Consider the following 18,789-nt stretch of genomic DNA (forward strand, 5'->3'; position numbering starts at 1 on the left):
TATAAGTTTATAGTATTTTTCCTGTTACAAAGATTGCAGAAATAGCTGAAAAAAAACGATAATATTTATTCAATAAAGAACAAATACAGACCAAAACACTTTTCTACAATAAAAATAAAGGATTAATAAAGGGTTATTGGAGAATAATTTCCCCTTACTCTGTCCTTATGACAGAGATAAGGGGAATATTTAATCTACCTATTGAAAACTCATTCCGGTAAACAATTATTTGTTATCTGTAATGTCTGTGGATTCAATCCATTGCCAGTTATCACCAACCAATGTTGCCGTATGGCCTTTCAAACCTGTTATTGTGCTGGTAGCACTTTGAGTAGGCTGATCACCTTTCACTTCAAAATCCCAGGCTTCTACCAAATTCGGATTATCGGCACTTACACCTTCTTCATTCCCCATATAAGAAGCATATACCTGATTTTCTGTCCGGTTTGTTTTCCAGATACGGATCTTCTTTATGTAACCGGAGAACCATTCGTTACGATTTCCATTATTGTCCATCATACAGAATCCGGTCATTTTAATCTGATTGGCTATGGATTGTTTATTGATATACGTTCTCCAGGACTCACCCACACGAATGACTTCACCTTGTCTCGTACCATCAATCATGGAATAGCACTTCACATCTGTCGGAGTATCAAATCCCGGCAATCCCTTATCCCTGAAGAGGAATGCATAATGCGTCCAACGATCTTTGGTCCAGTTGTCCGACTTTTTCCATCCCGGTTCCCATTCTTGTGGATTTGTGTGATTATTATCTTGCCAGTGAGCAACCATTGTTCTCAACAATCCCTTTGTACGATCCTGGGCACGCCATCCGCTCCAATAAGGATCGTTGGTCATGGTAGAAAGGAAAGTACAGTTGTCTTCTCCCTGCTTATTGCAATATTCTTTAATATTCACCCAAAGTTCAATCGTAAATGCCTGATTGTCATCCTCTCCAAACTTCACATAATCCTCGCTATAACCAAAGTCTATATAAGAACCGGCATTTCCATCTACAAACAGATTCCAGGTAATCTGACTGTTATCCGGCCATGCAGAATCTTCGACTTCTTCTACTTTCTTATCGGCAGCAGCAATAGCCTCATCATAAATCTCCTGCGTCATATCTGTGATGGAACCGGATTTGATTCTTTCAGCCAGACTTTCCAAGTCTTTAGCTGCACTCTCCAAAACCGACTTATTTTCTACCGGATATTGTCCCTGATGATTTCCCCACCTCGTTTCATCATTAACGATTGCAAGTATTTCATCTGCCTTAGCCAGTAAATTATTGATATATTGCTGTGCTTCCGGAGACAGATTATAATATTTTGAATTTTTAAACTCGTCAATCGCTTGATTTACCTTTGCTACAGCAGCTTCCAAAGTTGTTTCATCCAGTTCCTCACCAGCTTCTACCCGTGTTATCAGTGCATCCAACTCGGTAATAGCGGCATTTAATATATCCTTTCCGGTTTCAGGATATGTCCCGGGAGCAGTTCCGTAAGTTGAATTCTTCAATAAATAGTTCAATGACGCACGATTTTCCTGCAAGATACTCAACTGTGTATCTGTTATATACTCGTCTTCAATATCGTCACAAGCGGTAAATATCCCTGCCAGACTAGAAATCAGGAGGAAAGAGAGGAGCATTGCTCCCTCTCTCCATTTATTAGTTAAACATTTCATGTTTTTCATCGTTTTTACATTATTATTCAACAATACGTTGCCACTCGTAAGTACCGATAATCTTAGCAGTATGACGGCCTGTCAGGTCTATTACTTCATTACCCGAACCGGAAGGTTTGGTCATGAAATCCCATGCTGCCGCCAAGTCTGCTTCTTTACCCGTCACTTCAGCCGTTCCATTATAAGAATTCTGAACATATTCGTTATCCTTTGCGCTTTTCCAGATACGGATTTTCTTCATATAACCGGCAAAGCCTTCTTCAAACAGATTATCACTGGTACGCATATAACGTCCGAAAGCGGTCATCGGTGCATTATAGTTGGCATAGTTGCTCGAATTATAGAACCTGTTACCCACGCTTCCCTCGGTTGTTTTCACTTCTCCGTTCACATACAATTTCGCACGAAGCTCCGGACTGCCCGGCAAGCCTTTATCACTGTACACAAACAAGAAATGTTGCCATTCTCCATCTTCCGGTGCCTTTAGTGACGGTTCACAGATATTTCCTCCTGTTTCGCCCCAAGTTGCACGATAAATACCACCGTCTGCATTACGCCAGTACATCATCCAGCCATTACGCCATCCGTCACCGCCCATATAAGTTGACAGGAACACATTCTGGTCTTTTCCACCACCTTTGGTTACTTTCACCCAAAACTCAACAGTAAAGGCTTGGTTTCCTTCGGTTCCGAAATTGACATATTCTTCGCTACGTCCGAAATCGATATAAGAACCACCATCACCACGTCCGTCCACAAACAGTTCAGCCGGTGTTGTTTCAGCGTCTTCTGTACGGATCGTACTCTTGAACTGTTCTATAGACGCCTTGGCTTCTGCCACATAGCGTTGTTTCTCACTTTCCGACGGAGAGGGTTGCTGATATTTGATTAAAAGTACCGCACGATTGGCATCATCTATCGCATCTGTCAGAATTGCCCGGCTTTCGGTGGGGTACTGTCCTTTCTTATCTCCGTAGTCTGAATTTTGCTGCAAATCGGTCATTTCAGCAATCAATGCATCCAGTTGGTCGATATAGGTATCTTCTATTTCAGGAGCCGCAGTATACTCGTCATGCGTTTCTTCAGAACAAGCCGCCAATTGAAGTGTCAGTACCATGCATAACACATAATACCACATTTTCCAATTTGAATATTTCGTATTCATTATTCTTCTTTTTTATGGGTTACAATTATTTATCTGCCGGAAACAACAACATCAATGCCGGTATTCCGGATGCACTATAGCTGTCAATAGTAGCGCCTTCTATCTGTGCCTTATGATATTCGCCACCACACAAATTACGTGTCCGGTCACGATTAGCCCAGCCGTAATTAATGTTACGTTTCAAGAACGGTACGTACTGGGTCTGGCCACAATCATTCACCAGCATGGCCATGTATTCCGCAAAGATAGCGGTATAAATACCCTGTTCCACGCCACTCTCGAACGGCAGTAAATCATACGTTCCGGACATGGTATTCATTGTATAGTCAGCTCCCAAAATTGCATTGTCCAAATATGTTTTCTCACCGGTAGCTTTATAAAGCAATAACGAAGCTCCGATAAAAGTGGCCTGATTGTACACATGGTCCGACCATGCCGGATTGCCTTCACCATGCTTGCTGTCGGCAACCTCTCCGGTATTGCTGTCTACCAGATTCTTCACAGCCCATTCATAGATTTCTTTTCCTTTTGCCAGATAAGCTTCCTTCGTTTCATAATGCGGACGGGTAAAATCACCGTACTTATTACTCCAGCTTTCCGGATTCGGATCAGCCACACGATCGGCAGGAACGTTATTGTAAAGGGTCAATGCAGCTACCACAGTCGGGAAATTGATACAAGCCATCTTACCATCACCGGCAGCATTTTCATTCGGATTGCCGATAGGCTGCCATTGCCAGAACATACCTCCACCCAAATTCTTTTCAGGATCTGCATAAGAACCCGTATCACCTACACGGGGAGAACCGTACCATACACGTGCAAAACTTGCTTCTGCCAGACTGCGATACTCTTCCACTTTAAATAATTCGTAAGCACGTGCCAAAGTAATGGTCCACCACTGTATATCATCATAGATAAACCAGCCGGTATTCTCATTATTATTGTCGAAATCAAAGTTTACATAATGTGCTTTATTTCCGGCAAACAAATCATCACACAACTGCTTGTATTTGTTTTCTCTTTCCGTATCTCCTTCCGCTTTTGCACGTTTATATGCGTTCATGGCCATATCCCAATAGATCGGCTGGCACCAGATAGCGGCAGCTCCGTTATTACGGTCGGTAGCAGCGGTATAAGCGGTACTTGTTTTATAAATGTTCTTATCGGTATCCAGCAAGTTATCATTAAATGCTTCATAGGCAGTCCAGGTATCCGCATTGGTATACTCCGGTACAATCTCGTAATCCGGGGTATATGGCTTTGCCTGTTTATCCTCATTGCAAGAGGACATACAAAGGACACCGGACATGAGACAAACTGCAGAGAAAATATATTGTTTCATCATAATTTCTATTTTATAATCAGTATTTAGAATCCTGTATTCTGAACCAAGTTTTTATCAATATCAATTTCGCCCTGTGGTATAGGGAAGAAGTACTGACGGTCAAAAATACGCTTCACAATCTCCGTACGTTTGAAGAATTCATTTCCGTCATAATTGACATTCATACCGTGAATTGCCTTGTTGAAATACTCATTTACCAATCCCCAGCGACGTACATCAAAATAACGGCAGTTTTCGAAACTCAACTCAATGCGCTTCTCTTTACGAATCAGCTCCATGACTTCTTCCGTTGTAGTCGGTTTAGGCAGATTGACTGTTTCACCGTATCCCGGAATACCCGCACGCTTACGGATCATGTTCATATACGTCCAGATGTCTTCATGAGTCGGGCTGACATGCGCAAGCGCTTCGATATAGTCAAAATAAATATTAGTCAGACGCAAGAGCACACAAACCAAGTTCTGGTTACGATCGCCGGAATCCATTCCTTTGCGCACCAAATAACCTGTACTTGTATAGTCATTGCTACCTTGTTCTTTACCACAACTTCCGCTATAAGTGAAATCTACTATATAATCGCCTTCTGTTCCATCAAACCATTTTGAATTACTAAAGGTAATGTCTACATAAAAACGAGGTTCACGATTAACATACATCATTCTGGTTCCTGTCGGTGCATATAAGGTACCGTCTGTTCCCTTGTATTCTGTTGTAGAAACTCCCTCTTCTACATAATCGGATTTTTCGTTGATAATCGGAGTGACTCCGTCAGCACTATAACCGGAAATAGGAGATTCTCCGTTTGACATGAAATAGGCATCTACCATTTCTTGGGTTGCTCCCAACAAGCTACCGCCTCTATAGTTGGTCGTATTACCGGATCTATTCGGCATACGGTCGTACTGCATGGTTCCGGCAGCATTATCCAAACGATAGAAAATCATTTCTTTATTGTTACCCATTTCAGAAAACAGGGTTCTTACTGCACGGCGATAAGATTCCGTCGGGCTGAAGCCTTCCGAGTCCGGACCGGAAACAGAAACACCGTCCTTATTGGTATACATCAAATGATAACGACTTCCGTAATTAGAGAAGAAAGTGTTACATTCATTAATCACTTTCTGCCAATTGGCACGTTTGGTAGCTTCGTCCGGTTTGTTAGGGAACAGTTTTGTTCCGTCCGTATTAGCCAAGTCTGAATAGTAATTGCACTCACCATTAAACAACCAGCTAGCACGATAAGTCAATGCCTCGATGATAAACGCCTGTGCAATCGCCTTATCAATACGGCCATATCCGGACACTTTGTCGGTAGAAGCATCATCCAGTAAACCATCGTTTTGCGCACCTTTCAGTTCTGATACGATAAAATCGAAACACTCGTCTACCGTATTACGCGGGAGTTGCAACTCATCGCTCGGAGTATCCATCGGGAAGTCCTTTTCAAGCAAAGGAACCGGACCATAAGTACGTACTAAATAAAAATAGTAGATCGCCCGCAAAGCTCTTGCTTCCGCTTTCCATTGATTTCTTTCTGTAACAGTCAGCGGTGCCTGATCTACATTTTCTGTAAATACTGCCGCTTCATGAATACCTGAAAACCAGCTCTTCCAGCGATACAATACCATCGTTCCTTCGGTAGCATCGATTGAGTTGTTATTTATCAATTTCCCTTTATTGTCATTTGTCCACTCTGCTTCGTCGCTGGAACCTGTCCAGGGACCGGGAGTACGGTACAGACTTGTTTCATGCACCTGACGTTGGTTAAATTCATCCGGTAAGAATGTGTATACGTTCGAAAGATACCGCAAGGCTCCATCTCTGGTTGTGAAAATCTCCTTGAGTGATAAACGGTCATCAGGCACCTGGTCAAAATAGTCATTACAAGATGTCGTCAAGAGACACGCCAGCAAACTAACGATTATATAATTATATTTTTTCATTATCTTTTTGTTTAGAATGTGAAATTAATACCAACTGAATAAGAAGTCGTATTTGGATAAGAAGCACCATTATCGGTATTCAACTCCGGATCCCACAATTTGAAACGACTCAAGGTGAACAGGTTAGTTCCCATTACATATACAGCCGCATTCTTCAGATGAACTTTATTCACCCAAGGTTTCGGCAGGTTATAAGATACCTGCAATGTCTTCAGACGCAGGAAGTTCATGTTACGCACCCACCATGTGCTCTTCTGGAAGTTATTAATATTACTGGTTGTTTCGCTTCCATAAGACAGACGCGGATAAAAGGCATTCTGATCCGGATTTTCCTCTGTCCAACGGTCGCCAATGTTAGAGTAGAGGTTACCGCTACCACCACCGCCGTTAAACGGATTAATACTGCTACCATTCAAAACACGTTCGGCTCCTGCTACACCTTGGAACATCATACCTACCGACAAATCTTTCCAACCTACGGTAAATCCGAAACCATAAACAGTTGTCGGCACATCCCCACGGGAAATGTAAGTCTGGTCGTACGCATCAATCTGACCGTCATTGTTTAAATCCTTGTATTTGATATCTCCCGCCTTTACTGTACCAAACTGTGAAGCAAAAGGTTTGGGAGTGATTGCTTTATTGGCATCCGACAACGATTCCCAACGTGCCATATCATCTATTTCAGCTTGAGTGAACAGTCCTTCGGCCACATATCCTTTAACTCCATTGATGTTACGTCCATACTGGTTCATCCATTCGTATTTTTGTTCCGGCAATTCTCCCTGAATCCATTTATCCTTATTAAAGGTGATATTACCACGAAGCGCAAGTACCCAGTCTTTATTTATACGCTTGTTATACTCTATCGTTCCATCGAATCCTTTATTTTCTATGATACCAATATTTCCATAAGGAGCAGATGTATTGTAGCCCAGGAATGAAGGTATAGAATGCTCACGCTTCAACAGGATGTTCTCACGACGTTCCTTAAACAAGTCGAATACAATAGACAGATCGTCATTAAACAGTTTTATATCAATACCCAAGTCTTGTTTACGAGATTCTTCCCAAATTAAGTCAACAGCCATATTTACTGTTTCATAACCAGACCATTTTGTTCCGTTCGGTCCGAATTTATAACCATAATCACCGTTCTCTTTCATCTGGTCCAGATACATAAAACGACGGTCGGAAACTTCACTATTACCTACTTTACCATCCGTATAGCGTATCTTCAGGAAAGAAACAGTTTTTGACAGCGGTTGCCAGAATTTCTCGTTCGAGATAACCCAACCTACACCAAATGCAGGGAAAGTTCCGAAACGATGTTTGGGTGAGAAGTTCTCGGCGCCGTTATAACCGATGTTGAATTCTGCAAAATAACGGTCTTTCCATGAATAAGTGGCACGACCGGCAATACCCATCATACGATAAGGAATCGCATCTTCCAGTGTACCTTTCGGATACAACAGTTTGGATTGCTGGTTGAACAGGAACAGTGCACTGACACGATGATCGTCATTGAATGTCCGGTCATAGTTCAGGGAAGCTTCCAGATAAGTTTTCTTATTACCACTTGTTTCCTGTTTATAACTCAACACGTTACTTCCTTCATAAATACGTTGCAGAATGGGTTGTCCGTCCATATCGTAAGGAACACTTGTATCCAGGAAGTTATAAGTAGACTCTGCACGGTCTTGATGTACATGTATCTCATTGTATACATCGAACGCATACATGGCAGTCAATTTCAGTCCTTTAGTAAGCATATCCAAATCCTGTGTGATACGCAGATTGGAATAGATCTGATTTTTCGTCAGGTTATCATATCCGCGACGGGTAGCTTGTGAATAAGGGTTATTAAAGTTATTGTTAGTTGAAGTTCCGGGCACATAGGCTTGTCCGTTGACAAAGAACATCTTCGGATATTCAACCGGTGAAATTGACATTGCCGCATTATACAAATCAGCAGAAGAGATGGCCGGATAGTTTCCTTCTCCCAAATAACCTTGTGCACCGATCTCCACTTTAGTAGTAGGAGTCACATCGATATTCAGATTAGTGGTAAAGTTATAACGGCTATATTTCATTTTGGAATCATAGGTGTTGATATTCTTATCAGTCACCGTCATACCAGTTTCATTGAAGTAGCTGACTGACGCATAATAAGCGACCTTTTCACTACCACCCCGCACGTTTACATTCACACGACGATTGTGTCCCCAATCATTAAAGATTTCCTTCAACCAATCCACGTTCGGGTACAAATAAGAATCTTTTCCCGCAATCGTGTTACGTATCTGGTCCTCCGTATATTTTGTAGCAATACCGTCATTACGCATTGCCTCGTTGGCTGCATTCATATAAGTGATACCGTCTTCCAGATCAACCATCTTCGTGAAACGGGTAAACGATTCATAATAATCCGCGCTCACTGTCGGTTTTCCCACCTTTCCCGGTTTGGTTTTAATCAGGATCACACCATTAGCACCTCGCACACCATACACAGCCGTTGCCGATGCATCTTTCAGTGTTGTCAACGATTCAATGTCTTCCGGATCGATGTCATTGAACGAACGTTCCACTCCATCCACCAATACCAGCGGAGAAGAAGTGTTGGGAGTAGAAATACCACGAATCCAGATATCAGCGGCATCTTTACCCGGTTCTCCCGTACGTTGCACGGCTACAACACCGGCCAAACGACCTGCCAGCGTTGTAGTTAAACTGGCAGAAGGTGTTTTAATATCCTCCATCTTCATAGAAGATTGTGCGCCGATATTACTTATTTTACGCTGGGTACCATAACCAACAATCACAGTCTCTTCCAACTCGTTCACCTGTTCTTCCAAGGCCACGTCGTAAATATTAGTAGATGCATTCGTCCGTATTTCTGAAGTTTTAAAACCTATATAAGTAAATTTAAGCACTACGCTTTTTTTGGTTACGAATATCTCATACAAACCATCCATATTGGTAATCGAACCGTTTGCATCTCCATCCACGGTAACGTTCACTCCAATAAGCGGTTCCCCTTTTACATCAGTAACACGTCCGGTTATTTTCCGTTTATTCTGTTGCTGTTCATTAGGAGCCGATGCATTTCCGGAAATAAAGATTTGTCTGTCAGAGATCCGATAAGTACATGAAGTACCCTCGAAAAGTTCAGAAAGAATTTCTTCTATCTTCTTATTCTTACTGTCGATAGATACCTTACGTTCTAAGTTCACAGCATCATCTAAGTAGAAGAAAACAAATTGACTACTTTTCTCTATCGTTTTAAGCACTTCTCTCAACGTCGAGTTATTAACGCTGACCGAGAGGGTCTTAAATTGAGAATAATTGTTGTAACTTGCGAAAGAGTAGTCTATTCCGAGAAGTAAAAAGCAAAGGAATAGCCCGAGAACCTTACTCTTTCGTTCTCTAATTGCATTTTTCATATTAAACATGTTAAAATTTTCTCATAATATTATTTCTGTATCTAAACATTATTGGGTACACACGTCCCAGTTGGATGATAGCGTGTATCATCCACTTTCTACAAAAATTACCATAAAATTCAGGAATTAGATTTATTCTTTATCTTATTTTTTCATATCTATTTCGTTACGACTCGATACGTCTTATATTGTTCATCATAGGCATAAGAGATTGGTGCAACAAAGGTTAATCCATTAATTACTGTTTCAAAGTTGTCTTTCAAATCGATTTTTCCAGAACATTTTATTTTACTTAGCGCTGGGTCAAATTCTACGTTAATGCCATAATAGGTAGACAGACGTTTCAAAACGATTCCCAAATCAGCACTTTGGAAATAATAGAGTCCATTCACCCATGATATAGCTTCTTCTACATCTACCTGTGTTATATTTTCCTTTCCATCGGCAGAACTGAACATCTGATTAGGAGCCAGAATGGCTTTAGGAGTCCGGTCTGTCTCCACCTGAACACATCCTTGTGCCAGCACTACACTTCTAATTGCTTCCGATTCATACGCAGTTACATTAAATTTAGTACCAAGCACTCTGACATTCATATCTTTGGTCCGCACATAGAAAGGACGATTTTCATCTCTGGCCACTTCTATGTAGATTTCACCATCCACATAGATTTCACGTTTGTCTTGTTCAAACTCCACCGGATAAACCACCCTTGTACCGGCATTCACCCAGACTTTAGATCCATCGGCAAACGTCAATACCGAACGTTTTCCACGTGGAATAACCAATTGGTTATAAGTTGCCGATTTCTCCTTTTGTATACTTTCCTGATTCGTTTTGATTTCTACGGAATCATACGTGATCTCTGTTTCTTTTTCCTTCAAACTCACGACATTATCTTCTGCCAAAATCAACAGTGTTTCTTCCGTCAAAGGCAAATCGGCTTTCGTATTCACAGCAAATGTGGCAATGTCCGGATCCAGAGCCGAAGAATAGTTCTTCAAAAAGAAGAAACATCCCACAAGAATAGCCACACTGGCAGCCGCACTCAATCCTATTAAGAAATAGTTCTTGCGTCTCGCTTTCTCCTTATTTATATTAGTCGCTTGAATACGAATCCATAAATCATCCGTTTCCTGGTTTGAAAGTACCTCACCCTTCTCTTTCGAAAAAACTTCCAAATATCTTTTTGCAGCGATATATTCATCTATATTAGAAGGATTCATCTGTTCAAATTCATCCCAGAACTTCTGTGTTTCTTCCGTAGGATAGTTCATAGAAGAAACAAAGAAATCATTCTGAAGAAATTCTTCAAAAGTATATAGGGAAAAATCTGTATGTTCTTGTTCAGAGTTCATCATTTTCATTGTCTTTACGTATGAATAACAGTTGTACTTTCATTTTATACTCACCTTTTTCGAAGTTTTTTCCACTTTTTTTGATAGGCAGGAAAAATGGGCTGGTTATTCTCTCTTATTTTCTCTTAAATAAGTCGCGGATACGTCCCAAAGCCCGTTGAATAGAATTAGAAACAGACTGATTATTCATATCTGTCACCTTACTGATTTCATCGATACTCATCTCTTTGATATACCGATAATAAATAATTTCGCGCTGTCTGTCCGTCAATACAGACATCATAGAATGTACGGTTGTCTGAACTTGTTTTTCCTGTTCATTATTAATATATATAGTTTCCGGAGTGGAAGGAGAGTCGTCAACCGTATCTTCTCTCTCACCTATTTCATCAAACGGGAGAGAATCTGTTGTTTTTTTCAGCGCATTAAAAAGAGTGTTTTTCAACGCCACTGTCAAATAGGCGGCAATATTATCTGTTGGAGCCAACTTTGCACGATTCATGTGAATTTTCAAAAACACATCATGTATGCAGTCTTTAATTAATTCTTTATCCGAAGTATATAATAATCCGAATCGAAACAGATCTTGTACTGTTTGATTATATATTTGGGTATACGCACTCGAGTCTCCTTCGAGAAACCTTTTCCACAAAAGGGAATCAGAGAGAGTATGTATATCCGATTTCATTATAATAAGTATATTAGATTTATAAGGACAAAAATAAAACAATAAATCAAAAAAAGCCCATCTTTATTAAAATATTAATTACCGATGGGCTGAACTTTTCAGATTTTACTTCAATGGGCTAGCCTCTACTCCCTCGAAAGTCATCTTTATAGGTTTTATTTTTCCGTCCTTATCAAAAATCATGCGATCAATGCAGGTCACACGAGCGTTTCCATCCGTTTCACCCAATGGATGGCGATGATAAATGATGTACCATTCGTCTGCTCCCGGACCTTTCACAACAGAATGATGACCGGCACCCGTTCCAATATTAGGATCGCGTTCCAATATTTTTGCTTCTCTTTTAAAAGGTCCGAATGGTGAGTCGGCAATCGCATAGGCTACGCAATAATCCGGTCCGGTCCAACCGCCTTCCGACCACATAAAATAGTATTTACCGTTACGTTTCAACATGAAAGGTCCCTCTACATATTTTTCGGGAGTTACTTCCTTATAGATGGTACCATCCTCAAACGGTACGATACTCAACAAGTCCGGAGCCAGCTTCACCATATTGCAATGTCCCCAGCCACCATAATACATATAATACTGTCCGTCATCATCTTTGTAAACAAACTGATCGATCGGTTGTGCACCATTTACAAATTTATCAATCAGAGGTTTGCCCAGTGCATCCTTAAATGGTCCGGCAGGATTGTCGGCCACAGCCACACCAATACCTCCCAGCTCGTTATTACTTTGAATATCATTCGCACCGAAGAATATATAATATTTGTCATTCGCATGAATCACAGCAGGTGCCCATAAAGCACGTTTAAACCAACTTATATTCTCTTTCGATAACACTTTCGGGTGTTTTGTCCAGTTCACCAGGTCTTTAGACGAGAAGGCATCCATGAAAGTTTGTTCGTCATAAGGCGCCGAATACGTAGGGTAAATCCAGTATTCGTCTCCGAACACAATTCCTTCCGGATCGGCATACCAGCCCGGAAATACAGGATTGCCACTTGTCTTTGGTTGCTGACCGGCTTTTTGTCCAAATACAGACTGGGAACAACAAATAATACTGAAAAGAATAAGATGTTTTAGTTTCATATAATATCAATTTTAAAGTTCGTGCTACAAAGATGAGAAAAAACAAATAGAAAATTCAATAATTATGAGCCAATTAAGGATAAATACTAACCAATCTGCAAAAAAAAAGATGATTTATCAAGATTTTGTGCTTTCTTTGCAGTGTCATTATAAAATGAAAAATACCATGAAAAGCGGAATCTCATTACTAACTGTACTTTTAATCATTATTTGTGCATCTTGCCAACCCAAGAAGAAAACAGAGCCGGAAAAGGAAACAATAACAGGAGATACCTATACGAATCCGTTGCGCGAAAAAGGAGCAGAACCATGGGGTGTTTTTCACGAAGGAAAATATTACTACACACAAGGTTCCGAAAGCAGAATCGTACTTTGGGAAACGAGTGATATAACCAACTTGAATGACAGTCTTAAAAAGCCGGTATGGATACCGAACGACCCTAGTAATTCGCATCACCTATGGGCTCCCGAAATACATCGTATCAACAACAAATGGTATATTTACTTCGCCGCAGACGATGGCAATATGGACAATCACCAGATATATGTGATTGAGAACGAGGCTGCTATTCCCACAGAGGGTAAGTTTGTCATGAAGGGTCGTATACCGACCGACAAAAATAACAACTGGGCGATTCATGCAAGTACCTTCGAGCACAACGGACAACGTTACATGATTTGGTGCGGATGGCAAAAACGCAGGATTGACAGCGAAACACAATGTATTTACATTGCTTCCATGGAAAATCCATGGACACTTTCCTCCGACAGAGTCCTGATTTCCAAACCTGAATATGAGTGGGAATGTCAATGGGTCAATCCCGATGGCAGTAAAACGGCCTATCCGATTCATGTGAACGAGGCACCTCACTTTTTCCAACCGAAGAATAAAGACAAAGTATGCATTTTTTATTCCGCCAGTGGTAGCTGGACGCCTTACTATTGTGTAGGATTACTGACAGCAGATGCAAATGCCAACCTGCTGGACCCCGCTTCCTGGAAGAAACATCCGACACCCGTATTCCAACAGGAACCGAAGAATGAAGTTTTTGGCCCCGGTGGAAGTTCTTTCGTTCCCTCACCGGATGGAAAAGAATGTTATATGGTGTATCATGCCCGTCAGATACCGAATGATGCTCCGGGTGCAATGGACTCACGTTCTCCCCGCCTACAAAAAATAGAATGGGACAAAGACGGAATGCCTGTATTGGGTGTTCCGGACAAGGCCGGAACGAAACTTCCCAAACCATCAGGAACAAAAACTGCTGACAAATAATAAAAACAATTATTCAACAAAGAATAAAAACTGACCACTCTTTCCGGTATTTATCATCAAAAGTAACTTTATACGGGATTTTATATAGAAAAAGAAGAGATTTTGCTGTTTTTTGAACGGCAAATTTCCTTTATTTTCTTTTAATTCCACTTTCTTTGCAATGTTCCTTCTTATGGGATATCAATTCAATAACTAATTATAATGTATACCATGAACATGAAAAAGAATTTTCTAACAATGCTACTAGCATTGGCTCTATGCAGTTCGACTTTTGCTCAATGGAAACCTGCCGGTGACAAAATCAAGACATCGTGGGGAGAACAGCTTGATCCTAAAAACGTATTGCCGGAATATCCGCGTCCTATCATGGAACGCAGTGACTGGAAAAACCTGAACGGGCTTTGGAAATATGCAATCACCAAAAAGGGTGATCCTACTCCTGCTGCTTACCAGGGTGATATTCTTGTTCCTTTTGCCGTAGAATCGTCTTTATCAGGCGTAGGCAAAATGATAAACGAGAAAGAAGAATTGTGGTACCAACGCACTTTCGACGTTCCTTCCAACTGGCGTGGCAAACAAGTCCTGTTGCACTTCGGAGCAGTAGACTGGAAAGCAGAGGTTTGGGTGAATGACGTAAAGGTAGGTGAACACACAGGTGGATTTACTCCTTTCTATTTCGATATTACTTCCGTACTTAATAAAGGAAATAATGACCTGGTAGTAAAAGTATGGGACCCTTCAGATCGTGGCGAACAACCCAGAGGAAAACAAATAGCAAACCCTCATGGCATTTGGTACACTCCGGTTACAGGTATCTGGCAAACAGTGTGGTTGGAACCGGTGGCAACACAATACATTGCTAATCTGAAAACTACTCCTGATATTGATAATAACTCTGTTAAGGTAGAAGTGGCTGCCAACACAACTTCTGCAGACAAAGTGGAAGTAAAAGTATTCGATGGCAAGAATCTTGTAGCCAAAGGTGCAGCGTTGAACGGAGTACCCGTTGAACTGGCAATGCCTGCTAATGCTAAACTATGGTCGCCAGACTCTCCTTTCCTTTACAATATGGAAGTGACCCTGTATAAAGACGGAAAAGCAATAGACCAAGTAAAGAGCTATACTGCTATGCGTAAATACTCTGTTCGCAAGAGTCCGAATGGCATCACTCGCCTGCAATTGAACAACAAAGACTACTTCCAGTTCGGTCCGCTCGACCAGGGATGGTGGCCTGATGGTTTATATACTGCACCAACAGATGAAGCATTGGTTTATGACTTGAAAAAGACAAAAGACTTCGGCTACAACATGGTACGTAAGCACGTCAAGGTAGAACCTGCACGCTGGTACACTCATTGCGACCAGTTGGGATTGATCGTATGGCAAGATATGCCGAACGGTGGCCCTAGCCCACAGTGGCAGGCACGCAACTATTTCAACGGTACAGAAGTAATCCGTTCTGCTGCTTCCGAAGCTAACTACCGCAAAGAGTGGAAAGAAATCATCGACTGTCTGTACTCTTATCCAAGTATCGCTGTATGGGTACCTTTCAACGAAGCATGGGGACAATTCAAAACTCCGGAAATCGTAGCTTGGACCAAAGAATACGATCCTAGCCGACTGGTGAATCCTGCCAGTGGTGGTAATCACTACACTTGTGGCGATATTCTCGACCTTCACCACTATCCGGGACCAAACATGTTCCTTTACGATCCGAGACGTGCTACCGTATTGGGTGAGTACGGAGGTATCGGCCTTGTAGTAGAAGGAAACACTTGGGTGAATGACAAGAAAAACTGGGGTTATGTGAAGTTCAATACATCGGACGAAGTAACAAACGAATACATTAAATATGGCAGACATCTGTTGGAATTGATCCAGAAAGGATTCTCTGCTGCCGTATATACTCAGACAACAGACGTAGAAGGTGAAATCAACGGTCTGCTCACTTACGACCGTAAAGTAATCAAAATGGATGAAGCTAAAATCAGAGAAATCAATCAAAAAATCTGTAACTCTCTGAATAAAGAATAATTAGCACAATACTCTTTTCCTTGTTGAATTTAAAACAGCACCTCTGAAGGTCTATATTCAGGGTGCTGTTTTTTATATTTTTATTTTTTCCGATGGGTTTACTCTTCTTCCTGCATGAAGATCTTTACCTGATTCCAGCTATTCTCCGTATCATTCGAAACTTTCTCACCGGGTGTAGAGCGTCCTTCTTCCAGATATTTCTTCATAGTCCGTTTCATCTCTTTCACCTCATTCTCATAACGTTTGTCACCGATGATGTTTTCTTTTTCCGAAGGATCTTTCACGATATCAAACAATTGCATCGGGGGGAATTTAGCCACATCAACAGGTTTAACGGGATATGTCCAACCACCGGAACCTCCGTAAAATACCAATTTCAGTTGGGGAGTGCGTAAAGACAAATACCCCTCTCCTGCTTCATGTACCAGGTCTTTACGGGCGGAAGTGCCTTTCTTACTCAATATCGGCCACATACTATAACTGTCAACGGCTTCTTCCGTCTCCAAATTGTGATTGAGCATTTGGGCAAAGGTAGCATAAAAGTCAATCAATGAAACCAAAGAATTGTTTGTCTCTTTCCCGTATTTTCCTTTCCAGGAGACAATGAGCGGGATTCTGTGACCGCCTTCATAAATATCGCTCTTATAACCTTTGTAGATATAACTGGGGAAATGTCCCTGTTTTTCCATATCTTTTACGCCTATATAAGCAGCACAGCCATTGTCCGAAGCAAATACGATGATGGTGTTATCTAGTTGTTTATTCTTCTTCAATGTTTCTACAATTTGGCGCACCATGTCGTCTATCATGACTACAAAATCACCATAAGGGCCGATACTGGTTTTACCCTGAAATTCTTTCGAAGGCAATATAGGTGTGTGAGGAGCAGTAATAGGCAAATATAAAAAGAACGGTTTCTTACTGCCTTTCTGCTCATTGATATAGTTCAGGCTGTGACGGATGATGTTGGGAAAACATTCTTCCGGTTTGAAGTCGGCCCCTGCCATTCCTCCGTGCATCAGTAAAGCCAGGTTCTTTTTCTGGGGTTCTATTACATGATCGGGGATAGAGGTTGCTTTATTGTTTTCCACATAAACATAGGGAGAAATATCCAGTGATGCAGGGATGCCGAAGTAGTAATCAAATCCTCTGTCGGTAGGTCCGTTCTTGATTGGAAGCGAGAAATCAATATCTTTCATGCTTCTGCCATTGTCCGTATATCCCCAGTCCCAGCCTAAATGCCATTTGCCGATACAAGCAGTATTGTATCCGTTGGCTGAAAACATTTGTGCGATTGTGCGACGTTCAGGGTCGATCATAGCAGGCGAATCACCATCAAGACCGCCTCGTTTCAGTTTGGTACGCCACGGATATCTTCCGGTCAGGAGAGAATATCTGGAAGGAGTGGATAAAGCGGAGGAAGCATGGGCATCCGTAAAGGCAATTCCGTGCTCGGCCAGCTTGTCGATGTTAGGAGTATGAATTTTAGATTCGGGATTAAAGGCGGAGATGTCTCCGTAGCCTAAGTCGTCAGCCAATATAAACACGATATTGGGTGTTTGCGCTTTTGCAACAGTTACTGCAAGAAGTGCAGAAGAGATTGTGATTAGTTTATTCATATAAGTAACTAATCAAAATTAAGCAGCATAATGACTAAAGTTAATATTCAGTTGTGTTCCTATCGCCGCCAAAGCCCTATTTGTGGCATAAAACAGCGATTCTGTAGTGACATAATCTTGCGGTCGGAGCCATTTCCCTTTCATAATACGCCAAAGGGTCTCCACAATGTTCAAATGAGGAGAGTATGGGGGAATGTAGAAAAGAAAAAGTCCCCGTTTTTCCCATATTGGACGCATTCGCTTTATTTTCTCATTACGGTGTACACTTGCATTGTCAAGCACAACAAATGTCTTTCTGTTGAGCTTGAAAGAGAACCTGTCGAGGAAATCCACGACTTTCTCTGCATCAACAGAATCGCAGGTGCAGAAACCTTCAAAGCGGTTATTCCTGTCAATCATACCAAAGATGTTGAGCCGTTTGGCTTTTTCGACAGGAATGTAAACGTCTTCTCCGGAAAACTGCCACCCGTAAGGGACATAGCCTTCCGTGCAGATATGAGATTCGTCACCATAGAAGAGGTCGATGGAGCCTTTTTCAAAAAGTACTTCAAGTTCTTGCAGCTTCTCGGTCTTATACGCATAGAGCTGCGGCGAGGGCTTACCCTTAGGACGTTTTCTTATACGTCTATATCTTGCGCCAATGCGGATAAAAAACGTTTGAACGTCGATTCGCTCGCTTCCTTGCCCGAAGCATTCTGCCAGGCTTCTTTGGCTGCACGCACACTCTGTCGGTCCGACTCGATGGCTTTGCGCACAGCTTCCTCGTCCGAACAGTCCATGATGGCTTTGCGACCTTGTCCCGGACGTGTATATAATCCTTGGATTCCTTGGTTTTCGAAACGTTTGACCCAACTGCCAACGGTTTGGGCGGTCATTTCCGTTTGTGCTCCCACTTGGGGCGCACTCAAGCCCTCTGCTTTGAGCAATATGGCGCGGCAACGCATACGAAAACAATGGCTTTCGCCTGTACGGAAACCGGTGGTAAGTTCCCGACGTTCGGAATCGCTCAACGTCAATTTCTTGATTTTCATTTGTCTTGCGGTTTGGTTCGAGACAAAGATAATGCAATTTCGACATATGTGAAATAATTATGAATAACTACTTATTTAATGTATTAAAACCGTAGTT

The 18,789-nt window shown here is 41.6% G+C and carries 13 protein-coding genes; 2 read left to right on the forward strand and 11 right to left on the reverse strand.

The features are described 5' to 3' along the window. Window positions 1-225: 225 nt before the first annotated feature. The 8 genes from CJF29_RS21920 to CJF29_RS21955 form a co-directional block, all read right to left on the reverse strand. Window positions 226-1,692 carry a DUF4972 domain-containing protein gene (locus CJF29_RS21920; RefSeq protein ID WP_099146344.1) on the reverse strand — a complete coding sequence of 489 codons (1,467 nt, stop codon included), beginning with the start codon at window positions 1,690-1,692 and terminating at the stop codon, window positions 226-228. Window positions 1,693-1,714: 22 nt separating this feature from the next. Further along, the gene (locus tag CJF29_RS21925; RefSeq protein WP_008642816.1) at window positions 1,715-2,857 is read right to left on the reverse strand and encodes a DUF4972 domain-containing protein; all 1,143 of its coding nucleotides are present in this window, start codon (window positions 2,855-2,857) and stop codon (window positions 1,715-1,717) included. Window positions 2,858-2,882: 25 nt separating this feature from the next. After that, on the reverse strand, window positions 2,883-4,205 hold the full coding sequence (locus tag CJF29_RS21930; protein ID WP_099146303.1) for a glycoside hydrolase family 76 protein: 1,323 nt from the start codon (window positions 4,203-4,205) through the stop codon (window positions 2,883-2,885). 23 nt (window positions 4,206-4,228) lie between these two features. Then, window positions 4,229-6,148 (reverse strand): RagB/SusD family nutrient uptake outer membrane protein, encoded by a 1,920-nt coding sequence (locus CJF29_RS21935; protein ID WP_004299532.1) that lies wholly within the window; start codon window positions 6,146-6,148, stop codon window positions 4,229-4,231. A gap of 11 nt (window positions 6,149-6,159) precedes the next feature. Continuing rightward, complete coding sequence (locus tag CJF29_RS21940) at window positions 6,160-9,591, reverse strand: TonB-dependent receptor (protein WP_099146343.1); 3,432 nt, start codon at window positions 9,589-9,591, stop codon at window positions 6,160-6,162. 158 nt (window positions 9,592-9,749) lie between these two features. Next, window positions 9,750-10,952, reverse strand: a complete 1,203-nt coding sequence (locus tag CJF29_RS21945) for a FecR family protein (RefSeq protein WP_099146342.1) — start codon at window positions 10,950-10,952, stop codon at window positions 9,750-9,752. Window positions 10,953-11,064: 112 nt separating this feature from the next. Next, window positions 11,065-11,637: an RNA polymerase sigma factor gene (locus tag CJF29_RS21950; protein ID WP_099146302.1), complete on the reverse strand. Its 573-nt coding sequence runs from the start codon at window positions 11,635-11,637 to the stop codon at window positions 11,065-11,067. A gap of 105 nt (window positions 11,638-11,742) precedes the next feature. Further along, window positions 11,743-12,732 (reverse strand): glycoside hydrolase family 43 protein, encoded by a 990-nt coding sequence (locus tag CJF29_RS21955; RefSeq protein WP_099146301.1) that lies wholly within the window; start codon window positions 12,730-12,732, stop codon window positions 11,743-11,745. Between the two features lie 166 nt (window positions 12,733-12,898). Between CJF29_RS21955 and CJF29_RS21960 the strand changes: the two genes are divergently transcribed. Together CJF29_RS21960 and CJF29_RS21965 are read left to right on the forward strand one after the other, a co-directional pair. Beyond that, the gene (locus tag CJF29_RS21960) at window positions 12,899-14,008 is read left to right on the forward strand and encodes a family 43 glycosylhydrolase (protein WP_176553115.1); all 1,110 of its coding nucleotides are present in this window, start codon (window positions 12,899-12,901) and stop codon (window positions 14,006-14,008) included. Window positions 14,009-14,224: 216 nt separating this feature from the next. Beyond that, window positions 14,225-16,042, forward strand: coding sequence for a glycoside hydrolase family 2 protein (locus tag CJF29_RS21965; protein WP_074559449.1), 1,818 nt, complete (start codon window positions 14,225-14,227; stop codon window positions 16,040-16,042). Between the two features lie 98 nt (window positions 16,043-16,140). Here the strand turns inward: CJF29_RS21965 and CJF29_RS21970 are convergent, their stop codons facing one another. From CJF29_RS21970 to CJF29_RS21980, 3 genes are read right to left on the reverse strand one after another with little or no spacing between them, the layout of a single operon-like run. Further along, on the reverse strand, window positions 16,141-17,661 hold the full coding sequence (locus CJF29_RS21970; protein ID WP_081353400.1) for a sulfatase family protein: 1,521 nt from the start codon (window positions 17,659-17,661) through the stop codon (window positions 16,141-16,143). An 18-nt stretch (window positions 17,662-17,679) separates the two neighbouring features. Further along, the gene (locus CJF29_RS21975; RefSeq protein WP_141561047.1) at window positions 17,680-18,363 is read right to left on the reverse strand and encodes an IS630 family transposase; all 684 of its coding nucleotides are present in this window, start codon (window positions 18,361-18,363) and stop codon (window positions 17,680-17,682) included. Then, window positions 18,279-18,692 carry a helix-turn-helix domain-containing protein gene (locus CJF29_RS21980; protein ID WP_099147678.1) on the reverse strand — a complete coding sequence of 138 codons (414 nt, stop codon included), beginning with the start codon at window positions 18,690-18,692 and terminating at the stop codon, window positions 18,279-18,281. Before CJF29_RS21980 ends, CJF29_RS21975 begins: the two co-directional genes overlap by 85 nt. Window positions 18,693-18,789 lie beyond the last annotated feature (97 nt).

It is taken from the genome of Bacteroides celer, from assembly GCF_002632415.2.
Lineage (GTDB): Bacteria > Bacteroidota > Bacteroidia > Bacteroidales > Bacteroidaceae > Bacteroides.